This is a genomic window from Arthrobacter sp. Y3222053, from assembly GCF_059092805.1.
In genome coordinates this window covers 596,751-616,741 of the sequence record NZ_JBNHIA010000001.1, presented here as the reverse complement: position 1 = coordinate 616,741, position 19,991 = coordinate 596,751, and the positions used below count along the sequence as shown (strand labels likewise).

Annotated in this window: 19 protein-coding genes; 17 read left to right on the top strand and 2 right to left on the bottom strand. The window is 70.3% G+C overall.

Annotated elements, in window-relative coordinates; translation table 11 throughout:
* Positions 1-7: 7 nt before the first annotated feature.
* The 3 genes from AC5RUW_RS02920 to AC5RUW_RS02910 all read left to right on the top strand — a co-directional run bounded on the left by AC5RUW_RS02920 (position 8) and on the right by AC5RUW_RS02910 (position 4,812).
* Positions 8-1,459, top strand: coding sequence for a phytoene desaturase family protein (locus AC5RUW_RS02920; protein WP_494159317.1), 1,452 nt, complete (start codon positions 8-10; stop codon positions 1,457-1,459).
* A gap of 468 nt (positions 1,460-1,927) precedes the next feature.
* Entirely contained in the window at positions 1,928-4,384 is a 2,457-nt protein-coding gene (locus AC5RUW_RS02915; protein WP_494159316.1) for a hypothetical protein, read from the top strand.
* 158 nt (positions 4,385-4,542) lie between these two features.
* Positions 4,543-4,812, top strand: a complete 270-nt coding sequence (locus AC5RUW_RS02910) for a hypothetical protein (RefSeq protein WP_494159315.1) — start codon at positions 4,543-4,545, stop codon at positions 4,810-4,812.
* Positions 4,813-4,838: 26 nt separating this feature from the next.
* On the opposite strand, the gene AC5RUW_RS02905 is transcribed toward AC5RUW_RS02910, so the two are convergent.
* Positions 4,839-5,162 carry a putative quinol monooxygenase gene (locus tag AC5RUW_RS02905; protein ID WP_494159314.1) on the bottom strand — a complete coding sequence of 108 codons (324 nt, stop codon included), beginning with the start codon at positions 5,160-5,162 and terminating at the stop codon, positions 4,839-4,841.
* Positions 5,163-5,273: 111 nt separating this feature from the next.
* Positions 5,274-5,741 carry a MarR family winged helix-turn-helix transcriptional regulator gene (locus AC5RUW_RS02900; protein ID WP_494159313.1) on the bottom strand — a complete coding sequence of 156 codons (468 nt, stop codon included), beginning with the start codon at positions 5,739-5,741 and terminating at the stop codon, positions 5,274-5,276.
* A gap of 70 nt (positions 5,742-5,811) precedes the next feature.
* Here AC5RUW_RS02900 and AC5RUW_RS02895 point away from each other — a divergent pair, with 70 nt between their 5' ends.
* From AC5RUW_RS02895 to rplI, 14 genes are all read left to right on the top strand, one after another.
* On the top strand, positions 5,812-7,281 hold the full coding sequence (locus tag AC5RUW_RS02895; RefSeq protein WP_494159312.1) for an MFS transporter: 1,470 nt from the start codon (positions 5,812-5,814) through the stop codon (positions 7,279-7,281).
* Positions 7,282-7,315: 34 nt separating this feature from the next.
* On the top strand, positions 7,316-9,001 hold the full coding sequence (locus AC5RUW_RS02890) for an ABC-F family ATP-binding cassette domain-containing protein (protein ID WP_494006339.1): 1,686 nt from the start codon (positions 7,316-7,318) through the stop codon (positions 8,999-9,001).
* Positions 9,002-9,023: 22 nt separating this feature from the next.
* On the top strand, positions 9,024-10,259 hold the full coding sequence (locus tag AC5RUW_RS02885) for an MFS transporter (protein WP_494159311.1): 1,236 nt from the start codon (positions 9,024-9,026) through the stop codon (positions 10,257-10,259).
* 92 nt (positions 10,260-10,351) lie between these two features.
* Entirely contained in the window at positions 10,352-11,386 is a 1,035-nt protein-coding gene (locus tag AC5RUW_RS02880) for an ATP-binding cassette domain-containing protein (RefSeq protein ID WP_494159310.1), read from the top strand.
* Positions 11,383-12,234 carry an ABC transporter permease gene (locus AC5RUW_RS02875; protein WP_494159309.1) on the top strand — a complete coding sequence of 284 codons (852 nt, stop codon included), beginning with the start codon at positions 11,383-11,385 and terminating at the stop codon, positions 12,232-12,234. The genes AC5RUW_RS02880 and AC5RUW_RS02875 overlap by 4 nt, the downstream gene beginning before the upstream one ends.
* A 208-nt stretch (positions 12,235-12,442) precedes the next feature.
* Entirely contained in the window at positions 12,443-13,393 is a 951-nt protein-coding gene (locus AC5RUW_RS02870) for an ABC transporter ATP-binding protein (RefSeq protein WP_494159308.1), read from the top strand.
* Positions 13,390-14,262 (top strand): ABC transporter permease, encoded by an 873-nt coding sequence (locus AC5RUW_RS02865; protein ID WP_494159307.1) that lies wholly within the window; start codon positions 13,390-13,392, stop codon positions 14,260-14,262. Before AC5RUW_RS02870 ends, AC5RUW_RS02865 begins: the two co-directional genes overlap by 4 nt.
* A 10-nt stretch (positions 14,263-14,272) precedes the next feature.
* Positions 14,273-15,733: a sensor histidine kinase gene (locus tag AC5RUW_RS02860; RefSeq protein WP_494159306.1), complete on the top strand. Its 1,461-nt coding sequence runs from the start codon at positions 14,273-14,275 to the stop codon at positions 15,731-15,733.
* Positions 15,730-16,398, top strand: coding sequence for a response regulator (locus tag AC5RUW_RS02855; RefSeq protein WP_494159305.1), 669 nt, complete (start codon positions 15,730-15,732; stop codon positions 16,396-16,398). Before AC5RUW_RS02860 ends, AC5RUW_RS02855 begins: the two co-directional genes overlap by 4 nt.
* 45 nt (positions 16,399-16,443) lie before the next feature.
* Positions 16,444-17,727, top strand: a complete 1,284-nt coding sequence (locus AC5RUW_RS02850) for a M18 family aminopeptidase (protein WP_494159304.1) — start codon at positions 16,444-16,446, stop codon at positions 17,725-17,727.
* 196 nt (positions 17,728-17,923) lie between these two features.
* Entirely contained in the window at positions 17,924-18,229 is a 306-nt protein-coding gene (rpsF, locus tag AC5RUW_RS02845; protein WP_494006330.1) for a 30S ribosomal protein S6, read from the top strand.
* A 63-nt stretch (positions 18,230-18,292) separates the two neighbouring features.
* On the top strand, positions 18,293-18,880 hold the full coding sequence (locus AC5RUW_RS02840) for a single-stranded DNA-binding protein (RefSeq protein ID WP_494159303.1): 588 nt from the start codon (positions 18,293-18,295) through the stop codon (positions 18,878-18,880).
* A gap of 141 nt (positions 18,881-19,021) precedes the next feature.
* Entirely contained in the window at positions 19,022-19,261 is a 240-nt protein-coding gene (gene rpsR / locus AC5RUW_RS02835) for a 30S ribosomal protein S18 (protein WP_205161597.1), read from the top strand.
* Positions 19,262-19,279: 18 nt separating this feature from the next.
* Positions 19,280-19,729: a 50S ribosomal protein L9 gene (gene rplI / locus AC5RUW_RS02830; RefSeq protein WP_494006328.1), complete on the top strand. Its 450-nt coding sequence runs from the start codon at positions 19,280-19,282 to the stop codon at positions 19,727-19,729.
* The last annotated feature ends 262 nt before the right edge of the window (positions 19,730-19,991 follow it).

The following is a 19,991-nucleotide window of genomic DNA, read 5'->3' as shown; positions in this document are numbered from 1 at the left end:
GAGATCCATGGCAGACGTCACCGTAGTGGGAGCCGGGCCGAACGGGCTGGCGGCGGCCGTGGTCATGGCCCGCGCCGGCCTGTCCGTGGAGGTCCGGGAAGCGGCGGATACGGTCGGCGGCGGCAGCCGCACCAAGGAGCTGATCGAGCCCGGCCACCTCCACGATGTCTGCTCGGCCGTCCACCCGATGGCCCTGGCCTCACCGTTCTTCCGCGACTTCGAACTGGCCCGCCGGATCCGGCTCATCGTCCCCGAGCTCTCCTACGCCAATCCGCTCAGCGGCGGCCGGGCCGCCCTGGCCTGGCATAGCCTGGAGCGGACGGCGGAGGGACTGGGCCGGGACGGGGCCGCCTACCGCACGCTGATGGAACCGCTGGCCGAGCATTCCGAAGCCATCACCGATCTGTTGATGGGATCGCTGCTGCAGTCACCTCCCGCAGCCCTGCGCCATCCGGCGGCCGCCCTGCGCCTGGGCCTGGCCGTGCTCGAGCAGGGCAGCCCGGCCTGGAACCTGCGCTTCCGCGGCGAGGAGGCCCCCGCCCTGCTGACCGGCGTCGCCGCGCACCCGGTGGGCCGGCTGCCGAGCCTGTCCTCCGCGGGAGCCGGAACGATGCTGAGCCTGCTGGCCCACACGGTGGGCTGGCCGGTGCCGGAAGGCGGCTCGCAGGCGATTGTCGAGGCGATGGCCGACGACGTGCGGGCCCACGGCGGGGACATCCTGACGTCCAGCCCGGTCACCTCGCTGGACGAGGTCCGCGGTTCGCGGGCGGTGTTCCTGGACACGGCACCGGCAGGACTGCTGGCGCTCGCCTCGGACCGGCTGCCGGCGCGCTACCGCCGCAGCCTGGAGCAGTTCCGCTACGGCAACGGAGCCTGCAAGGTGGACTTCATCCTCTCCGAGCCGGTGCCCTGGTCCCATCCCGACGTGGCCCGGGCCGGCACCGTCCACCTGGGCGGAAGCCGGGCCGAAACCGCCAGGGCGGAACGGCAGGTCGCCGACGGCTTCCATCCGGACGTTCCCTATGTGCTGGCCTCGCAGCCCACCGCCTTCGATGCGGGCCGTGCTCCCGAGGGACGGCACATCCTCTGGGCCTACTGCCACGTGCCGGCCGGTTCGGACATCGACATGACCGAGACCATCACCCGGCGGATCGAGGATTTCGCTCCCGGGTTCCGGGACACGGTCATCGCGTCCCGGGCGACGACGGCCGCCGGCCTGGAGCAGTACAACGCCAACTACGTGGGCGGGGACTTCGGCGCCGGGGCGATCTCCCTGCTGCAGATGCTCAGGCGTCCGGTCATCTCGCCCTCGCCCTGGCGCACCCCGCTGGACGGCGTCTACCTCTGCTCCTCCTCGACCCCGCCGGGGCCCGGCGTGCACGGCATGGCCGGCTACCACGCTGCCCGGATCTCCCTGCAGCGCGACTTCGGCCTGCCGGTGCCTTCGCTGGCCGCCTGAGCGCTCCACCGCTCCCCGCCGTCTCCGCCGGCTGCTTCCGCCCGGCGGGGCCGGACGAAAATGGGGTGAGCCCATCAAAACCTTGTATGTTGAGGAGTTGCGGCGTCAGGGGGACGCCGTTTTATTCCTTGGGGGGAATTGATGAATAACGGACCCGACAACGCGAACGGTTGGGGGCAGGGCGGCAATCACTGGCCGCAGATGTCCCCTCCGGCGCAGGTCCCGCCGCCCGGCCAGCCCGGGCAGCCGTATGCCGGACAGCCTCAGGCTTCCGGATCTCACACCTCGCAGAACGCGGCGCAGGAACAGAGCGCAGGGCAGCAGCAGAACGCAGGGCAGCAGCCGGTTGCCCCGCAGCAGCAGGCCGCCGGGGCGCCCGGCCAGCCCGCCGGGCAGCCTTATATCGCCGGGCAGCCGCCGGTGCCGCCGGTTCCACCGGGGCCCGCGGGCTTTGGCGCCGGCGCCCCGATGCCGCCGGCGCCGTCCCGGCCGCCGATTCCTTCCGCCGCCTGGCTGGCGGGCCTGCGGGCGGCAGCCCTGGCGTACGGGCTGACCCTCGCCGCAGCGGTCGCCGCGATTGTGCTGCTGGTCATCGGCTTCATGATCGATGATTCGGCCTTGGACTACGCGGCTCCGCTGGCGGGCATCGACGTTTCTCCTTCCGCGGTGCTGACCCTGCTGGGGCTGCCGTTCCTGCTGGTCGGAATGGCCCTGGGCGGCACTGCCGCGGCCGGCAGCAGCGAGTCGATGTTCGGATTCAGCGCAGACGTGGCCACCAGCATGTTCGTGCTTCCGCTGGCATTGACTGCGGTTGCGGTCATCGTGCTGTGGAGGCAGGGACGGAAGGCCGAGCAGGCCGCCCCGCTGGCAGGCACCGGAGCCCGCTGGCTGGTCTCCGCGGCCACCGGCGGCATGTTCGCCGTGACGGCGCTCGTCCTGGCGCTGGTCTTCACCGTGCGCGACGAGGGCAGCACCGTCACCACCGCCGGTTTCAGCCTGTTCCTGGGTGCACTGTCCATCGGGCTGCTCGCCTCCTGGGGCGGCCGCCAGGCCGCATCTCCGCGGCCGGTGCTGCAGTTCGGGCCCGTGCTGCGCGCCTTGCCCGAGACGGCACCGGCCGGCCTGCTCTTCGGCCTGCATTTTGCCGCCTGCACCTTGATCGCCGGGGTCTTCCTGTTCTTCGCCGTCCTGTTCAACGGCAGCTTCGGAGCCCTGTTCGCCGCCCCGCTGTGGATTCCGACCGTCAGCGCCTGGATGTACGCCGCCATGCACTTCTCCGGCATTTCCGCCGCGGCGGGCGGGTTCGGCGGCACCGGCCATATCTTTGATTACCCCGGGTGGGCGGCCCTGCTGGTGGTCCTGGTGACCCTGGCCGCGACGGTCGCGGCCTCCGTGGCCTGGCTGATCATCCGCGGCCGGATTCCGGCGCCGGGCGATGTCCGCGCCTGGCTGGTCCTGCCTGCCGTCTTCACCGCAGGCACGCTGCTGATCCAGCTGCTCACCCTCGCCGCCATGGCCGGCGGGGTCGGCGGTTTCGGCGTCACCGCCGTGATGGGCATGGCCTGGTGGACCTTCCTGGTCATGGCCGTCTGGGCGGCCCTGATCGAAACCTCGTCCCGGTTCCTCGCTCCCCGTCTGGCCCGGGTGTTTCCCGCCGTCCTGCGCTCCCGCCTGTCGTGGCTTGCGGCGAAGGCGCGGTCCGAGTCCATCTGGGGCCCCGTCCCGGCGCCCGCAGCGCAGGCACCCGCCCTGTCCGCCGGCCAGGCAGCCGTGGCGACGACAGCCGCCGCACCCGCCGCGGCTGCGACGGGGCAGCTGCCCCCGCAGCCCGCGGATTCCGGTGCCGGGACAGCCGCCGCACCTGCCGCACCTGCCGTTCCCGGCACCGGGATCCCCGAGCCGGCCCCGTTGAGCCCCGAGGCCAGACGGAAGCTGAAGATCGGTGCGCTGGTCGGCGGCGGCGCGGTGCTGCTCGTGATCGCCGTTGCGGTGGCCTACAACGTCCTCGCCGGGTCGGTGTTCAGTCCCAAGGTGCAGGTCGAAAAGTACCTGGATGCCCTGAAGAACGGTGACGCCGAGGCCGCGCAGGAAATGTTCCCGGTCACCGGCGATGCCACCCGGGCGGCGCTGACGAACGAAATCTACGGCCAGTCCGAGGGACGCATCACTGAATACGAGGTGATGGAGGTGTCTGCGCGGTCCGACCGGGCCGACGTCGCGGTCACCGTGTACCGGGGGGACGAGTCCTCGACCATGGTGTTCAACCTCGCCGCCAACGGGCGCACCGCTGTGCTGTTCCAGGACTGGCGGATCGCCTCCGGGCCCTCGGAGTGGACTGCGGACCTGTCCCTGCCGGAAGGCCAGGACACCATCACCGTCAACGGGGTCGAAGTGCAGCTCGACGAGGTCGATGCGGACGGTTACGCCCGGCTCGCGCTGCTGCCCGGCGAGTTCGTGATCGGTGCCCCGGAAGGCTCGAAGTACGTCGAGTACGGGGAGGACCAGGTCGTCGAGATCTCCCCTAACGGCTATTACGACATCGTGCGGTTCGAGGCCGGGTACACCGACCAGCTGGCCGAGGACGTCACCACCCAGGCGAACGCCCTGCTGGCCAAGTGCATGGAGTCCACGGAGATGGACCCGGCGGGCTGCCCCAACCAGGCGTATGCGTACCGCGACGCCGAGGACTACCGGAACGTCAGCTGGAGCCTGGAGAAGGAACCGACGTACGAGGTCACCGACTATTACTCGGGCGAAATCGTCTTCCGGTCCTCGGACGGGGAGGCCGTCGTGAAATACGAGGAGAACACCGCCTGGCGGGACGGCGAGGAGGAATGGGAGGCCGAGGAGGACTCGGTGTCCCTGTACATCAGCGGCGAGGTGCTGCTCGAGGGAGACAAGCTCACCGTGGAGTTCACTGACTAGCGTCCGACCGCACCAGGTTCCGCCGCACCGCTTTCCGGGCCGGTCCCGGCACGCAGCCCCCAGGGCCGCCCGCCGGGACGGCCCGGAGGCATGTGGGCTTCCCTTTTGCGGCCCGCCGTGGCGAACTGGAGGAAGCATCCGGCGACAAGGAGCCTGCCATGCCCGTCCACCTGAATGACCACCACCGGGACACCCTCCAGGAGATCCTCCGGCATCCGACCAGCGGCAACATCGAATGGCGAAGGGTGCGGTCGCTGCTTGAAGCGGTGGCCGACACGACGCGGGAGCACAACGGCAAATACGAGGTCACCCTGGCCGGACAGACTGAGTACCTCACCCCGCCGCACGGCAAGGACATCGACGAACAGACCGTGGTGGACCTGCGCAAAATGCTGCAGCGGGCCGGCTACACGCTCGATACGCGGTAACCGGCCCGCTGCAGCGGGGGATATCCCTAGTCGACGGTGAGCTCACCCATCCGGGACCATTCGGTGGCGCCCTCGATCACCGTGTTGATGATCTGCGGCGTTTCCACCAGGGCCGGCTGCATGTCCTTCATGGCCTGCTGGAAGTGCTCGCTGTTGACATGGGCGGCCGCGGCGTCGTCCTGGAACGCCTCTACCAGCACGTATTCGTTCGGGTCCTCGAGGCTGCGGGACCAGTCGAACCACAGGTTGCCCGGTTCGCTGCGGGTGGCCTCGGTGAAGGCCCGGGTCAGCTCCGGCCACTGCTCGGCCATCTCCGGCTTGACCTTGAACTTGACGACGATGAAGATCACGGCTGTCCTGCCTTTCGTTCGTGGGGTACAGGCTGCCATCGTATTCCGGCCTGGCGAGGCCCTGTCCAGCCGAACGCCGGCAGGCACGCGCTGCCCGCCGGCGGATCCGGGTCAGGGACGGGGCCAGGGCCTGCCGTCGATCCGTTCCACGCCCTCGTTGAACCGCTGGAGCATGCCCGCAAACGTCTTCAGTTCCTCCGGTGACCAGCCGGCCAGGACCTTGTCCAGGGCAGTGAGCTTCTCGGCCCGGTCTGCAGCAAGCTGATCCGCTCCGCGGGCGGTGATTCGGAACGGCCGGGCCGCGCCTCCATCCGGATCCGGTATCCGCTCGACAACGCCCGAGCGCAGCATCGCCGAGGTCTGCCGGCTCAGCGTTGACTGGTCGAGGCCGAACGCTTCATGCAGCTGGCGGATGGTCATCGGTCCCTGGCTCTCCAAACGGTTCAGGATCAGGTACGCCGAACGGTCCAGCGAGCCTCCCCGAGCTTTGGACGACGCCGGGCCGAGCAGGGCATGGCGGCCCAGCAGCATGACCTCCAGCTCCACCCGGCCATGGACGCCCTCTGTCTCCTTGCCCATGGTTTTAGTATAGGCCGTGAAATATGTACTATGCATATGCACACTACACATCCCATTTGAGGACGAACACATGAAGCAGCCCACTGCCTCCCCGGCAGCGGCCAAACGCGGCGCCGCGCAGACCCGCGTCATCGTTGCCCTTGCCTTCGGCGGCATCGTTTCAGCGGTCATGCAGACGCTGGTCGTGCCGCTGATCGCTCAGTTCCCCGAGCTTCTGGATACTTCCCCGGGGAACGCATCGTGGATCGTCACGGTGACGCTGCTGGCCGGTGCGGTGGCCACCCCGATGGCAGGAAAGCTGGGTGACATGTACGGCAAACGGCGCGTGATCCTGCTGCTGACCCTGCCCATGATCCTGGGATCGGTGGCCTGCGCGCTCGCCGACGGCCTGGCCCTGATGATTATCGGCCGGGCCCTCCAGGGACTCGGCATCGGCATTGTGCCGCTCAGCATCAGCTTGGTCCGCGACGTCATGCCGCGGGAACGGCTGCACTCCTCGATTGCGCTGATGAGCGCGTCCATGGGCGTCGGCGGCGCGCTGGGGCTGCCGATCGCCGCCGCGGTGGCGGAGCAGGGGTCCTGGCGGCTGCTGTTCTGGTTTGCGGCCCTGCTGAGTGCGTTGATTACCCTTGCGGTCGTTCTCTGGGTGCCCGCCCCCGCACCGGACGGTGAGGAGCGCGGCCGGTTCGACGTCATCGGCGCGCTCGGCCTGTCGGCGGTGCTGGTCTGCCTGCTGCTGGCCGTATCGAAGGGCAACGAGTGGGGCTGGAGCTCCACGGTGGTCCTGGCCCTGTTCGCCGCCGCCGTGCTCGCCGCCGTGGCCTGGGGCTGGTGGGAGCTGCGGGCCGCGAATCCGATGGTGGACCTGCGCACCACGGCCCGGCCGATCGTGCTGTGGACGAACGTTGCGTCCTTCCTGGTCGGCTTCGCCATGTACGCCCAGTCCCTGGTGGTTCCCCAGCTGCTCCAGCTTCCGGTCGAAACCGGTTACGGCCTGGGCCAGTCCATGGTCGCCATGGGCCTGTGGATGGCCCCCGCGGGCGTGATGATGATGGCCATGAGCCCGGTGGGGGCAAAAATCACGGGGCGGTTCGGCGCCAAGGTCACCCTCGCCATCGGCGGACTGGTAGTGGCCGCAGGCTACGGTTCAGCACAGTTCCTGCTCGGTTCCGCCCCCGCCCTGCTCATCAGCACCGTCCTGACGTCCTGTGGAGTGGGCCTGGCCTACGGGGCAATGCCGGCGCTCATTATGGCCGCCGTGCCGCATCACGAAACCGGTGCCGCCAACGCATTCAACTCGCTGACCCGTTCCGTGGGCTCCTCGGTCGCGGCGGCGATCATGGGAGTGGTGCTGGCCGGGCTCACCATGGACCTGCACGGACACGCCGTGCCGTCGCTGGAAGGTTTCCGGATTGCCTTGCTTATTGGCGCCGGCGTCGCCGTCCTGGCCGCGGTGATCGCCGCCCTGCTCCCCACAGGCCGCTCCGAAACGGCGGCACACCGCCCGGCCGCCGAGAAGGCGGGCACCGCTGCCCGCTGAGGCTTCCCGGTCCCGGCAGTGCGAGGATGGAGGCGTGGCGCATCTCGACGTATCCGGTATCGACTACTTCCTCTCCGACGGCAGGCAGCTGCTGAACGGGGTCTCCTTCAAAGTGGGGGAGGGGCACAAGACTGCCCTGATCGGGCCCAACGGCACCGGCAAGACCACTTTGCTGCGGATCATCTGCGAAGACATCGCCCCCGACGCCGGAGTGGTCTCCCGCTCGGGATCCCTGGGCGTGATGCGCCAGTTCGTCGGCCAGGTCCGGGACGAGAGCACGGTCCGGGACCTGCTGGTCAGCACCGCCACCCCGGCGCTCGCCGCCGCGGCGAAGGCGCTCGACGCCGCCGAAACGGCCATGATGGAGGACGCCGACAGCGAGGCGGTGCAGATGCGCTACGCCACGGCGATCTCGGACTGGGGCGACGCCGGCGGCTATGAGCAGGAAACCGTTTGGGACGAAGTGACGATGGCCGCCATGGGCCTGCCGTACGACCGGGCACAGCACCGGCCGGCCGCCAGCCTCTCCGGCGGCGAGCAGAAACGGCTGGTGCTCGAGGCCCTGTTCGCCGGCCCGCACGAGCTGCTGCTGCTGGATGAGCCGGACAACTACCTCGACGTGCCGGGCAAGCGCTGGCTGGAGGCCAAGCTGGCCGCCTCGCCCAAGTCAGTCCTGTTCGTCAGCCACGACCGGGAGCTGCTGGACAACGCCGCCACCCGCATCGTCACCCTCGAACCGGGCATCAACGGCGCCTCCGCCTGGATCCACGGCGGCGGCTTCGGCAGCTACGTGCAGGCCCGCGCGGACCGCAACGCCCGCTTCGAGGAACTGCGCCGGCGCTGGGACGAGGAGCACATCAAGCTCAAGGAACTCGTCAACATGTACAAGAACAAGGCCGCGTTCCGCTCCGACATGGCCAACCGCTACCAGGCGGCCCAGACCCGCCTGGCGAAGTTCCTCGAGGCCGGCCCGCCGGAGGCCCTGCCGATCGAGCAGAACGTGTCCATGCGGCTGCGCGGCGGCCGCACCGGCAAGCGCGCCGTCGTCGCCGAGAAGCTGGAACTGACCGGCCTGATGAAGCCCTTCAGCACCGAAATCTGGTTCGGGGACCGGGTGGGGGTGCTCGGCTCCAACGGCTCCGGCAAGTCCCACTTCCTGCGCCTGCTGGCCGCCGGCGGCACCGACCCGGACCGCGAGCACGAGCCGGTCTCCGAGGTCACCATCGCCCCGGTGGAGCACACCGGCAGCGCCAAGCTGGGCGCCCGCATCCGGCCCGGCTTCTTCGCCCAGACGCATGTCCGTCCCGATTTGCTGGGCCGCACCCTGGTGGAAATCCTGCACCGCGGCGACGACCACCGCTCCGGGCTGGGCCGCGAGGCGGCCGCCGCCGTCCTGGACCGCTACGGGCTCGCTGCCCAGGCGGAGCAGAAGTACGACTCGCTCTCCGGCGGCCAGCAGGCGCGGATGCAGATCCTGCTGCTGGAACTCTCCGGCGCCACCCTGCTGCTGCTGGACGAGCCCACCGACAACCTGGACCTGCACTCCGCCGAGGCGCTGGAAAAGGCGATCGACGGCTTCGAAGGCACGGTGCTGGCGGTCACCCACGACCGCTGGTTTGCCCGCAGCTTCGACCGCTTCCTCGTCTTCGGCTCCGACGGCCGGGTCTATGAAAGCACGGAACCGGTATGGGATGAGTCACGGGTGGACCGGATCCGCTGAGCACCGGGGAGACAATGGCACCGTGACCCGTACGTCCGAATCCGCTGTCCATACCGCCGCCGCGGTGAACCGGTCGATGTTCGCCGTTTTCGCCGTGTTCGCCCTGAACGGCATCGTCTTCGCCAGCTGGGCCGCCCGGATCCCGGCCGCCGCCGAGGCCCTGGGCATCGGCGCCGGCGGCACCGGCGTGCTGCTGCTGTTCTCCGCCGTCGGCTCCGTGATCGCCCTCCCGCTGGGCGGAGCGGTCGCTGCGCGCATCACCAACGCCGGCGCCGTGCGTGCCGGCGGGCTCACGACGTCGGCCGCCTCCCTGCTGATCGCCTTCGGACTCTCCGCCGGGTCGATGCCGCTGACCGCCGCCGGGCTGCTGGTCTTCGGCGCCGGCATCGCGCTGTGGGACGTGGCCATGAACCTGGAGGGCGCCGACGTCGAGCGCCGCCTGGGCAGGACCATGATGCCCCGCTTCCATGCGGCCTTCAGCGGCGGCTCCTTTGCCGGTGCCCTGATCGGCGCCGGGCTGGCCGCGCTGGGCGTTTCCCTGCCGCTGCACCTGGTGGGCGTGCTCAGCGTCGTCGCGGTCACCGTCCTGCTGCTGCCGCGCAGCTTCCTGCCGGCCCGCCCGGTCCGGTCCCGTGCCGCAGCCGGCAGGGTGCCCGCCCACGCGGGCCGGGACCGCCGCCGCGGCGGCGCCTGGACCGAGGGCCGGACCCTGCTGATCGGCGTGGTGGTCCTCGGAGCGGCACTGACAGAGGGCGCGGCCAACGACTGGGTGGCGAAGGCCACCGTGGACGGTCTCGGCAGCAGCGAGACCGCCGGCGCTCTGATGTTCGCCGTCTTCGTGGCCGCGATGACCGCCACCCGCTGGGTGGGCTCCACCCTGATCGACCGGTTCGGCCGGGTGCGGGCGCTGCGCTGGTGCATGGGTGTCTCGCTGGCCGGGCTGCTGGTCTTCGTGTTCGCGCCCAACGTGTGGCTGGCCGGTGCCGGGGCCGTGCTCTGGGGCATCGGTGCGGCGCTCGGGTTCCCCACCGGTATGTCCGCGGCGGGGGAGGACCCGCAGCACGCCGCCGCCCGGGTGTCGGTGGTGTCGACCCTCGGCTACATGGCCTTCTTCGTCGGCCCGCCGGTGCTGGGTTTCTTCGGCGAGCTGTGGGGCATCCGCACCGCGCTGCTGCTGGTGGCCGGCGCCATGCTGCTGTCCATCCTGGCCGCACCCGCGGCCAGGGAGCAGCACCGCACGGCATCCACGCCCGACTAGCAGTCCCGGGGCAACCCCTCCGGCATTGCCGCGGACCGAAGCTGTCCTCAAACTGGGCGCGGTGAGGCCCGGCCCGGGCCTACTCTGCTGCGATGAGTGCTTCCCCCACCACTTCCGCGCTGATCCAGGCGCAGCAGCTGCGCAAAACGTATAAGTCCAAGTCCGGTCCCGTGCACGCCCTGGCCGGGCTGGACATCGCCGTGCCGGAACGTACCGTGACGGCGCTGCTCGGGCCCAACGGGGCCGGCAAGACCACCGCCGTGAAGGTGCTCACCACCCTGATCACCGCCGACTCGGGCACCGCCGTGATCGACGGAATCGACGTGGCCGCGGACCCCCGGGCGGTGCGCCGGGTCATCGGCGTCTCGGGCCAGTACGCGGCGGTCGACGAGAACCTCACCGGCCTGGAGAACCTCGCCATGGTCGGGCGGCTGTACCACCTGGGCACCCGCCGGGCCCGTGCCCGGGCCGCGGAGCTGATCGACGTGTTCGACCTCTCCGACGCCGGCTCCCGCCCGGTCAAGGGCTACTCCGGCGGCATGCGGCGCCGGCTGGACCTGGCCGGCGCCCTCGTGAACGAACCGCGGGTGCTGTTCCTGGACGAGCCGACCACCGGGCTGGACCCGCGCAGCCGGCTGGCCCTGTGGGACGTGATCAAGGACCTGGTCTCCGCCGGCACCACTCTGCTGCTGACCACCCAGTACCTGGAGGAGGCGGACCAGCTTGCCGACAGCATCGCCGTCATTGACGGCGGCACCGTCATCGCCTCCGGCACCTCCGACGAGCTCAAGGCGGACATCGGCGGGCACCGCGTGGCCGTCACCCTGGTCGCCGGGGCCGACGGCGGCACCGCCCGGGCCGTCCTGGCCCGGCACGGCACCGGCGAACCCCGGGCCGGCGGCGACGGCCGCAGCTGGGAGGTCGCCGTCGTCGACGGGCCCGCCGCCCTGCAACGGGTCCTGGCCGACCTGGCGGAGGCCGGAATCGAACTGCACGACGCCGGCATCCGCCGGCCCACCCTCGACGACGTCTTCCTGCAGCTGACCGGCCGGCCGGCGGAGGCGGACGAGGCGGAGAGTGAGGCAGGCAGCGGAACCGGCAGCGCAGAGAAGGAGGCAGTGCGATGAGCGTCGCCGTAGCCCGACCCCGCGCCACCCGGACGGATGCCCCGGCGCCCGGCGTCATGGGGCGCTGGTTCGCCGACGGCTGGACCGTCACCGCCCGGAACCTGATCAAGGTCAAGCGGTCCCCGGACATGATCATTTTCGCCGTGCTGCAGCCGATCATGTTCGTGCTGCTGTTCAGCCAGGTCTACGGCGGGTCCATCGCCGTGGCGGGCACCGACTACACCCAGTACCTGATGGCCGGGATCTTCGCCCAGACCGTGGTGTTCGGCTCCACCTTCTCCGGAGCGGCGATGGCGCAGGACCTGAAGGAAGGCATCATCGACCGGTTCCGGACCCTGCCGATGAGCAGCTCGGCGGTGCTGATCGGGCGCACCAACGCCGACCTGGCACTGAACGGGATCTCGATGCTGATCATGATGGGCACCGGCCTGCTGGTGGGCTGGCGGGTGAACACCGATCCGGCGCGGTTCCTCGCCGCCGTCGGCCTGCTGCTGCTGTTCTCCTACGCGTTCAGCTGGGTGATGGCGCTGCTGGGCATGATGGTCCGCACTCCGGAAACCATCAACAACGCCTCGTTCATGATCCTGTTCCCGCTCACGTTTATCTCCAACGCCTTCGTGCAGAGCGCCAACCTGCCCGAGCCGCTGCGGATCTTCGCCGATTGGAACCCGGTCTCGGCCCTGGTGCAGGCCGCCCGCGAGCTGTTCGGGAACCTCGGCACCGCCCCGGTGCCGGACACCTGGCCGATGCAGCACGCGGTTCCCACGGTGCTGATCGGCTCCGCCGTGATGCTGCTGGTGTTCGTGCCGCTGGCGGTGCGGCGGTTTGCACGCAGCAGTTCCCGCTGAGCCGCCGTCATCCTTAAGGTGGAGCGGAGCGGGGGCGAACATCATTCGTCCGGCCAATGTGCCGCCGTCGCGAAATGCCTAGTGTGGAATACGCAGGAAGACGTGCGAGAGGCCCCGCAGGGGCCCGCACCGACACGGACGGCAGCGGAGCGAGCTGCTGCGCGCGGGCTCCTGCGCCGAACTGTCCGCTCCAACCAGAGGACGAACCATGATTGAGGCACAGGGCCTCGCCAAGCGCTACGGCGCCAAAACCGCCGTCGACGGCATCACCTTCACGGTCCAGCCGGGCAGGGTCACCGGCTTCCTGGGCCCGAACGGCGCCGGCAAGTCCACCACCATGCGCATGATCGTCGGCCTGGACCGCCCCACCGCGGGCACCGTGACCGTCAACGGGCGTCCCTACGCCCGGCACCGGGCCCCCCTGCACGAGGTCGGCGCGCTGCTGGACGCCAAGGCCGTGCACACCTCCCGCTCCGCGTACAACCACCTGCGCGCGCTCGCCGCCACCCACGGCATCCCCAACAAGCGCGTCGACGAGGTCATTGAACTCACCGGCCTCGGCCCGGTGGCGAAGAAGCGCGTGGGCGGCTTCTCGCTGGGCATGGGCCAGCGCCTCGGCATCGCCGTCGCCATGCTGGGCAACCCGCAGACGCTCATCTTCGACGAGCCGGTCAACGGGCTGGACCCGGAGGGCGTGCAGTGGGTGCGCAACCTGGCCCGCGGGCTGGCCGCGGAGGGCCGCACCGTGTTCCTCTCCTCGCACCTGATGAGCGAAATGGCTGTCACCGCCGACCATCTGATCGTGATCGGCCGCGGCCGGATCATCGCCGACGCGCCGATCCAGGAGATCATCGCCGGCAGCGACCAGGAGCGTACCCTGGTCCGCACCGACGACGCCGAGGCCCTGGTCAGCGCCATCGGCTCCGCCGGCGTCGAAGTCCGCCGCGTCGAGGCCGACCGCCTGGAGGTCCTCGGCCTGGCGCCGCGCAGCATCGCGGAGGCCGCCCTGTCCCGCGGCATCCTCATCACCGAGCTCACCCCGCAGCGGCTCTCCCTCGAAGAGGCATATATGGAGCTGACCCGCGGTGAGGTCGAATACCAGTCGCAGCAGATGAACCAGCCGGCTTCCGCTCCGGCCCAGGAAGGACAGCCCGCATGAGCACCGCCACAGCCCCCGCCGCCCGGCCGGCCCGCGCTGCCGGAAACGAACGCGTGACCTTCCCGCGGGTCCTGCGCTCGGAATGGATCAAGGTCACGACGCTGCGCTCCACCGTTATCCTGCTCGCCATCACCGTCGCGGTGATGATCGGGCTGGCGGCGCTTTACGCCTGGTCCACTGCCCTGACCGCCGACATGGTCGCCGACAACCCCGCCATGGGCCCGGACATGGGCGTCGGCCCCGGCTTGGACCTCCAGCAGATGGCCTACGACGCTCCGTCCTCCGGGCTTGTGTTCGGCCAGCTGCTGATCGCCGCGCTCGCCGTGGTGCTGATCGCCTCCGAATACACCACCGGCATGATCCGCTCCACCATGGTGGCCGTGCCCACCCGCATCCCGGCCCTGCTGGCCAAGACCCTGGTCACCGCGGTCGTCGCCTTCGTCGTGGGCGTTGTGGCCGCCTTCGCCAGCTATTTCATCAGCCAGCCGCTGCTGGCGCCGGAGAACCTGGAGTTCGGCCTGGATGCGCCGGGCGTGCTGGGGAGCATCATCAACACCGGCACGTTCCTGGCCCTGGTAGCCGTGATGGGCGTGGCCATCGGAGCGCTGCTGCGCAGCACGGCCGGCGGCGTGGTGACCATCATCGGCCTGCTGTTCGTGGTGCCGATTATCGTCTCGCTGATCTCCGGCCTGGCGGACTGGATTCCCGACGCCGCCCGGTTCCTGCCGGACTCGGCGGGCATCCAGCTGGTGGCCACCCGGATCAGCGACGGAGACCTGACCCAGCTGCAGGGCGGCCTGGTCATGGCCGCCTGGGCCGTGGGCCTGCTGGCCGCCGCCGCCCTCGTCGTGAAGAAGCGCGACGTCTAAGGACCCCGCCATGAGCGGAAGAAGCCCGGTGGAAGGGGCAGCGGAACGAACGGCCGCCGCCCCTTCCACCGAATCCGTTCCCCTCGGCGACATCAGCTTTCGGCGCCGCGGGCCGCTGCGCCGCTACCTGCACCGCCACCCGCGCGTCACCGACGTGCTCGTCGGCCTCATCTACCTCCTCGGCACCGTTCCGGATGTGCTGGCCGCCCCGCGCGACACGGCGGACCTGAATGCCGCGGTGATGATCCCGGCCTTCCTGGCCGGAGGCGTGCTGCTGGTCCTGCTGCGCCGCAGCCGGCCGATCCTGGTCACGGTGCTGCTGGCCCTCGGCGACCCGCTGCTGCTGGTCTACAGCGGCGGGCTGTTCAGCCTCGGCTTCGGGGTTCTGCTCGGCCTGTATTCCGTGGCCGTCAAGCACCGGGCCGCGGTGACCTTCACGGTGCTTGTCCTGGCCGCGGTCCCCACCGGGGCGGCGCTCCTCATCCTGGGTGACACCCTGGCGGAGGGAAACCCCACGGTCATCTGGATCCTGGTGGTCATGCTCCTGATGATGTACGTCATCGCCGCCGGGGCCGGCATCACGGTGCGCCGCAACCGCCTGCACGACGAGGAGGTCAGGGCCTGGGCAAACCGCAACGCGCAGCTTGCCTCGGTCACCGAACGCAACCGCATCGCCCGCGAGATGCACGACATCGTGGCCCATTCGCTGACCGTCATGATCGCCTTGTCCGACGGCGCCGCCGTCGTGCTGCGCCGGGACCCGGCACGCGCCGGCGAGGTGCTTGCGGAACTTTCCGGCACCGGCCGCTCCGCCCTGGCCGACATGCGCCGGGTGCTCGGCGTGCTCCGGGAGGACGCCGCCGGCTCCGGGCCGGACCCCGGGCAGCCGGCCGCGCCGGCCCCGCGCAACCCGCTGCTGCCCGGCTCCCTCGAGTCGCTGGTCGACGGGTTCAGCTCCGCCGGCCTGCCGGCGACGCTGACCCGCAGCGGCCCGCCGCTTCCCGACGACCCGGCGTTCCTGCTCACCGTGCACCGGATCGTGCAGGAATCGCTGACCAACGCCCTGCGGTACGCCCGCGGGGCGTCCCGGGTGCAGGTACGGATTGACCGCACCGCGGAGACTGTACGGGTCAGCGTGTCCGACGACGGAGCCGGCCCGGTGCTCCACGCGGCGTCGAACGGCGACGCAGCGGCCCGCCAGGCCGACGGCGGTGCAGCCCCCGGCAGCCGGCCCGGCAGCGGCCAGGGGCTGCACGGCATGCGCGAACGCGCAGCCATCTACGGCGGCACAGTCCAGGCCGGCCCGCTGCCCGGCGGCGGGTGGCGGACGACGGCGGTGCTCACCGTACCCGGGGCCCCGGCGCACGCGCCGTCCGGGCCCGCCGGGGACACCGCGGGCGCGCAGGGCACCGCGGATCCAGCGGCTGACGGCGACGCCGGCACCGTCCGACAGGGGGAGGACCAGCAATGAATGACGTACCCATCCGCGTGCTGCTCGTGGACGATCAGCCGCTGCTGCGCATGGGCTTCCGGCTGATCCTCGAGGGCGAGGAGGACCTGGCGGTCGTCGGCGAGGCCGGGGACGGGGCCGAAGCCGTCCGGCTCGCCGCGCAGCTGGCCCCCGACGTCGTGCTGATGGACATCCGGATGCCGGGCATGGACGGCATCGAGGCCACTGCCCGCCTCTGCGCGGCGGACGGGCCGCGGGTGATCCTGCTGACCACCTTCGACCTGGACGAGTACGTGTTCTCCGGGCTGCGTGCGGGAGCCTCCGCGTTCCTGCTCAAGGACGCCGCTCCGGCGGAGCTGGTGCACGCCCTGCGCGTGGTCAACGCCGGCGACGCCGTCGTCGCCCCGCGGGTCACCCGACGGCTGCTGGAAAACCACCTGCTGGCCGCCCCCGCGGCCCGCCCCGGCCCGGACCCGCGGCTGGCCGACCTCACCGCCCGCGAACGGGAGGTGCTGCACGCGGTCGCGGAGGGGCTGTCCAACAGCGAGATCGCCGCGCGGTTCGTGGTCAGCGAAGCCACGGTCAAGACACATGTGGGCCGGATGCTGGCCAAGCTGGGCCTGCGGGACCGGGTGCAGGCCGTCGTCTACGCCTACGAGTCCGGGCTGGTGGTCCCAGGCGGCTGATCCGGGCGCCGTGCGCCCGGGCGCGCGCGGTGGTTGAATCGGAGCATGTCTGATGCACTCGAGCACGTCCACGACCTCGGCGCCTACGTCAGCGCCTCGCCCTCCAGCTTCCACGCCGTCCGCGAGGCGGTCCGCCGGCTCACCGCCGCCGGCTTCACCAAGCTGGATGAGCGGGCGGACTGGCCCGCCGCCCCGGGCCGCTACGTCGCCGTGCGGGACGGAGCGTTCATCGCCTGGATCGTCCCGGAGGACGCCGGCCCGCACACCGGATTCGCGGTGCTGGGCACGCATACGGACTCGCCGACCTTCAAGCTGAAGCCGCGTCCCACCACCGGCCGCTACGGCTGGCTCCAGGCCGGCGTGGAAGTCTACGGCGGGCCGCTGCTGAACTCCTGGCTGGACCGTGAACTGCAGCTGGCCGGCCGCCTGGTCACCCTGGACGGCCAGGAACGGCTGGTGGAGACCGGGCCGCTGCTGCGCTTCCCGCAGCTGGCCATCCACCTGGACCGGGCCGTCAACGAGGGCCTGAAACTGGACAAGCAGCAGCACATGAATCCGGTCTGGGGGCTGGGCGATCCTTCCACCTCCGACCTGCTTGAGCTGCTGGCCGCCCGGGCCGGCCTCGACGTCGGGCAGCTGGGCGGCTACGACGTCGTCGCCGCCGACACCCAGGCGCCGCAGGTCTTCGGCGCTGACGGGGAGTTCTTCGCGTCCGGGCGCCTGGACAACCTCTCCTCCGTGCACGCCGGGCTGAGCGCGCTGATCGGCGCCGCCGAGGACAAGCGCTCCGGCGCCATCGCCGTGCTCGCCGCGTTCGACCATGAGGAGGTCGGCAGCGGCTCACGCTCCGGAGCCGCGGGGCCCTTCCTGGAGGATGTGCTGCAGCGCATCGGCGCCGGGCGGGGCGCGGGCGACGCCGACCGCCGCCGGGCCATGGCCGCCTCCTTCTGCCTGTCCGCCGACGCCGGGCACGCCGTGCACCCCAACTACGCCGAGCGGCATGATCCGGCCAACCACCCGGTGCTCAACGGCGGGCCGCTGCTGAAGATCAACGCCAACCAGCGCTACACCACCGAGGCGTGGGGCACTGCGGTGTGGGCGCGGCTGTGCGCGGAGGCCGGGGTGGCCTACCAGGAATTCGTCTCGCACAACCAGGTGCCGTGCGGCTCCACCATCGGCCCGCTGACCGCCACCCGGCTGGGCATCCGCACCGTCGACGTCGGCATCCCGCTGCTGTCGATGCATTCGGCCCGGGAGATGGCCGGCGTCGCCGATCCGCTGGCCCTTGCCCGCGTCAGTCGCCGCCTCTTCCTGGCCGAAGGGTTCTAGGAGCCTGCGCTTTTCCACGGCAGGGCCCGGCGTCGGCGCGGAGCGGAAAAGTCGGATAGGATAGTGAAGTCTGTGCTGTGGGCCCTGCCCGCTGCCGCGCCGACCGGCATGAACCGCCGGCCGGCCGAGACAACGCAATAGAACCTCCTGTTACGGAAATACCGTGACCGTATAGCCCAAAGGAGGTGGGTTCACAATGCGTGCTTATGAACTGATGGTAATCATCGACCCCGAGGTCGACGAGCGTACCGTTGAGCCTTCGCTCGACAAGTTCCTCAACGTTGTCCGCAACGACGGTGGAACCATCGACAAGGTCGACATCTGGGGCCGTCGCCGCCTCGCCTACGACATCAAGAAGAAGTCCGAGGGCATCTACGCGGTCGTCAACTTCACCGCCAACCCCTCTGCTGCTGCTGAGCTTGACCGCCAGCTTGGCCTCAACGAGACCATCCTGCGCACCAAGATCATCCGCCCCGAAGACCAGAAGGTTTCCGCCGAGTAGTTTCGGCGACACTTTCTTTCTTACGACGAGCCCCGCAACGGGCTCAGACAGCAGGAGGCAGTCATGGCAGGCGAAACAACGATCACCGTTATCGGCAACCTGACCAACGATCCGGAACTCCGGTTCACCCCGTCGGGTTCGGCAGTGGCGAACTTCACCATTGCCTCGACTCCGCGCACCTTTGACCGCCAGTCGAACGAGTGGAAGGACGGCGAAACGCTGTTCCTCCGCGCTTCGGTCTGGCGTGAGGCCGCTGAGAACGTCGCGGAATCCCTGACCAAGGGAACCCGCGTGGTTTGCCAGGGCCGCCTGAAGTCGCGTTCGTATGAAACCAAAGAGGGCGAAAAGCGCACCGTCATGGAGCTGGAGGTCGACGAGATCGGCCCCTCGCTCCGCTATGCGTCGGCCAAGGTCACCCGCACCCAGCGCTCCGGCGGTGGCGGCGGCGGCTTCGGCGGCAACAGCGGCGGTGGCGGCTTCGGCGGGAACTCCGGCGGCGGCTTCGGCGGCGGCAACTCCAACTCCGGTTGGGGCGGCGGCGGCCAGCAGCAGCAGTCCGGTCCCGTAGATGATCCGTGGGGCGCTCCGGCCGGAGGCAACTCCGGCGGCGGCTGGGGCACCGGCCCCGGCTCGGACGACCCGCCCTTCTAACCCCCTCGGGCGGATGCGGCGGCCCCGTCGGCCGCCGCCCCGCCCCTCCCGGCGCTCCGGCGCCACACTCAGACGGCAACCGCCGTCGAGCCCATCCCGTGGAATGATCCACGGGCTCCAACAGACATAAGGAGCTCCACGATGGCTAAGGCTGAACTTCGTAAGCCCAAACCAAAGTCCAACCCCCTGAAGGCCGCTGACATCACTGTCATCGACTACAAGGACGTCGCGCTGCTGCGCAAGTTCATTTCCGATCGCGGAAAGATCCGCGCTCGTCGCGTCACCGGTGTCACTGTTCAGGAACAGCGCAAGATCGCCCTGGCGATCAAGAACGCCCGGGAAGTCGCTCTCCTGCCCTACTCCGGCGCTGGCCGCGGCTAAAGGAAAGGAACGAATCCCATGGCAAAGCTCATTCTGACCCATGAAGTGACCGGTCTCGGCACCGCCGGCGATGTCGTCGAGGTGAAGAACGGTTACGCACGTAACTACCTGCTGCCCCGCGGCTTCGCCCTGGCCTGGTCCAAGGGTGGCGAGAAGCAGGTCGAGTCCATCAAGGCCGCCCGCGCTGCGCGCGAGCACGCTTCGCTGGAAGACGCCCAGAAGCAGGCTGCCGCACTGTCGGCCAAGCCGGTCAAGCTGGCCGTCAAGGCCGGCGAGTCCGGCCGCCTGTTCGGCACCGTGAAGGCCGCCGACGTTGCCGCTGCAGTCGAGGCCGCAGGCCTGGGCAGCATCGACAAGCGCAAGGTGGAGCTGCCGACGCACATCAAGTCGCTCGGTTCCTACCAGGCCAACATCCGCCTGCACGAGGACGTTGCCGCCGTGATCGACCTCGAGGTCGTCGCCGGCTAGCGTTTTCCGCTGCGGTTTCGAAAAGCGCCTCCTGCCTTCGGGCGGGGGGCGCTTTTTGCTGCACCGTAACGTGTTTCCGGCCACTCTCCGCCTGATCGGCCTGAAGGTTATCCACCGCTGCAGGCGGTTTATACACAACAATCCACAGCTGGGGACAACCGCTGTGGATAACTTTGGGACGCTGGGCCGGAAACGTGGACAACCCCGTGCAGCCTCACCCCGCATCCGGGGTTTGTCAACCGGGGTTTGGGCTACGGCGTGG

Excerpts from the sequence above, each read along its gene's own strand:
- AC5RUW_RS02880 (WP_494159310.1), top strand. The coding sequence starts at position 10,352 with ATGAGTGCTTCCCCCACCACTTCCGCGCTGATCCAGGCGCAGCAGCTG.
- AC5RUW_RS02870 (WP_494159308.1), top strand. The coding sequence starts at position 12,443 with ATGATTGAGGCACAGGGCCTCGCCAAGCGCTACGGCGCCAAAACCGCC.
- AC5RUW_RS02850 (WP_494159304.1), top strand. The coding sequence starts at position 16,444 with ATGTCTGATGCACTCGAGCACGTCCACGACCTCGGCGCCTACGTCAGC.
- AC5RUW_RS02860 (WP_494159306.1), top strand. The coding sequence starts at position 14,273 with ATGAGCGGAAGAAGCCCGGTGGAAGGGGCAGCGGAACGAACGGCCGCC.
- AC5RUW_RS02840 (WP_494159303.1), top strand. The coding sequence starts at position 18,293 with ATGGCAGGCGAAACAACGATCACCGTTATCGGCAACCTGACCAACGAT.
- AC5RUW_RS02855 (WP_494159305.1), top strand. The coding sequence starts at position 15,730 with ATGAATGACGTACCCATCCGCGTGCTGCTCGTGGACGATCAGCCGCTG.
- AC5RUW_RS02875 (WP_494159309.1), top strand. The coding sequence starts at position 11,383 with ATGAGCGTCGCCGTAGCCCGACCCCGCGCCACCCGGACGGATGCCCCG.
- AC5RUW_RS02915 (WP_494159316.1), top strand. The coding sequence starts at position 1,928 with ATGCCGCCGGCGCCGTCCCGGCCGCCGATTCCTTCCGCCGCCTGGCTG.
- AC5RUW_RS02865 (WP_494159307.1), top strand. The coding sequence starts at position 13,390 with ATGAGCACCGCCACAGCCCCCGCCGCCCGGCCGGCCCGCGCTGCCGGA.
- rplI (WP_494006328.1), top strand. The coding sequence starts at position 19,280 with ATGGCAAAGCTCATTCTGACCCATGAAGTGACCGGTCTCGGCACCGCC.
- AC5RUW_RS02920 (WP_494159317.1), top strand. The coding sequence starts at position 8 with ATGGCAGACGTCACCGTAGTGGGAGCCGGGCCGAACGGGCTGGCGGCG.
- rpsF (WP_494006330.1), top strand. The coding sequence starts at position 17,924 with ATGCGTGCTTATGAACTGATGGTAATCATCGACCCCGAGGTCGACGAG.
- AC5RUW_RS02900 (WP_494159313.1), bottom strand. The coding sequence starts at position 5,741 with ATGGGCAAGGAGACAGAGGGCGTCCATGGCCGGGTGGAGCTGGAGGTC.
- AC5RUW_RS02895 (WP_494159312.1), top strand. The coding sequence starts at position 5,812 with ATGAAGCAGCCCACTGCCTCCCCGGCAGCGGCCAAACGCGGCGCCGCG.
- rpsR (WP_205161597.1), top strand. The coding sequence starts at position 19,022 with ATGGCTAAGGCTGAACTTCGTAAGCCCAAACCAAAGTCCAACCCCCTG.
- AC5RUW_RS02910 (WP_494159315.1), top strand. The coding sequence starts at position 4,543 with ATGCCCGTCCACCTGAATGACCACCACCGGGACACCCTCCAGGAGATC.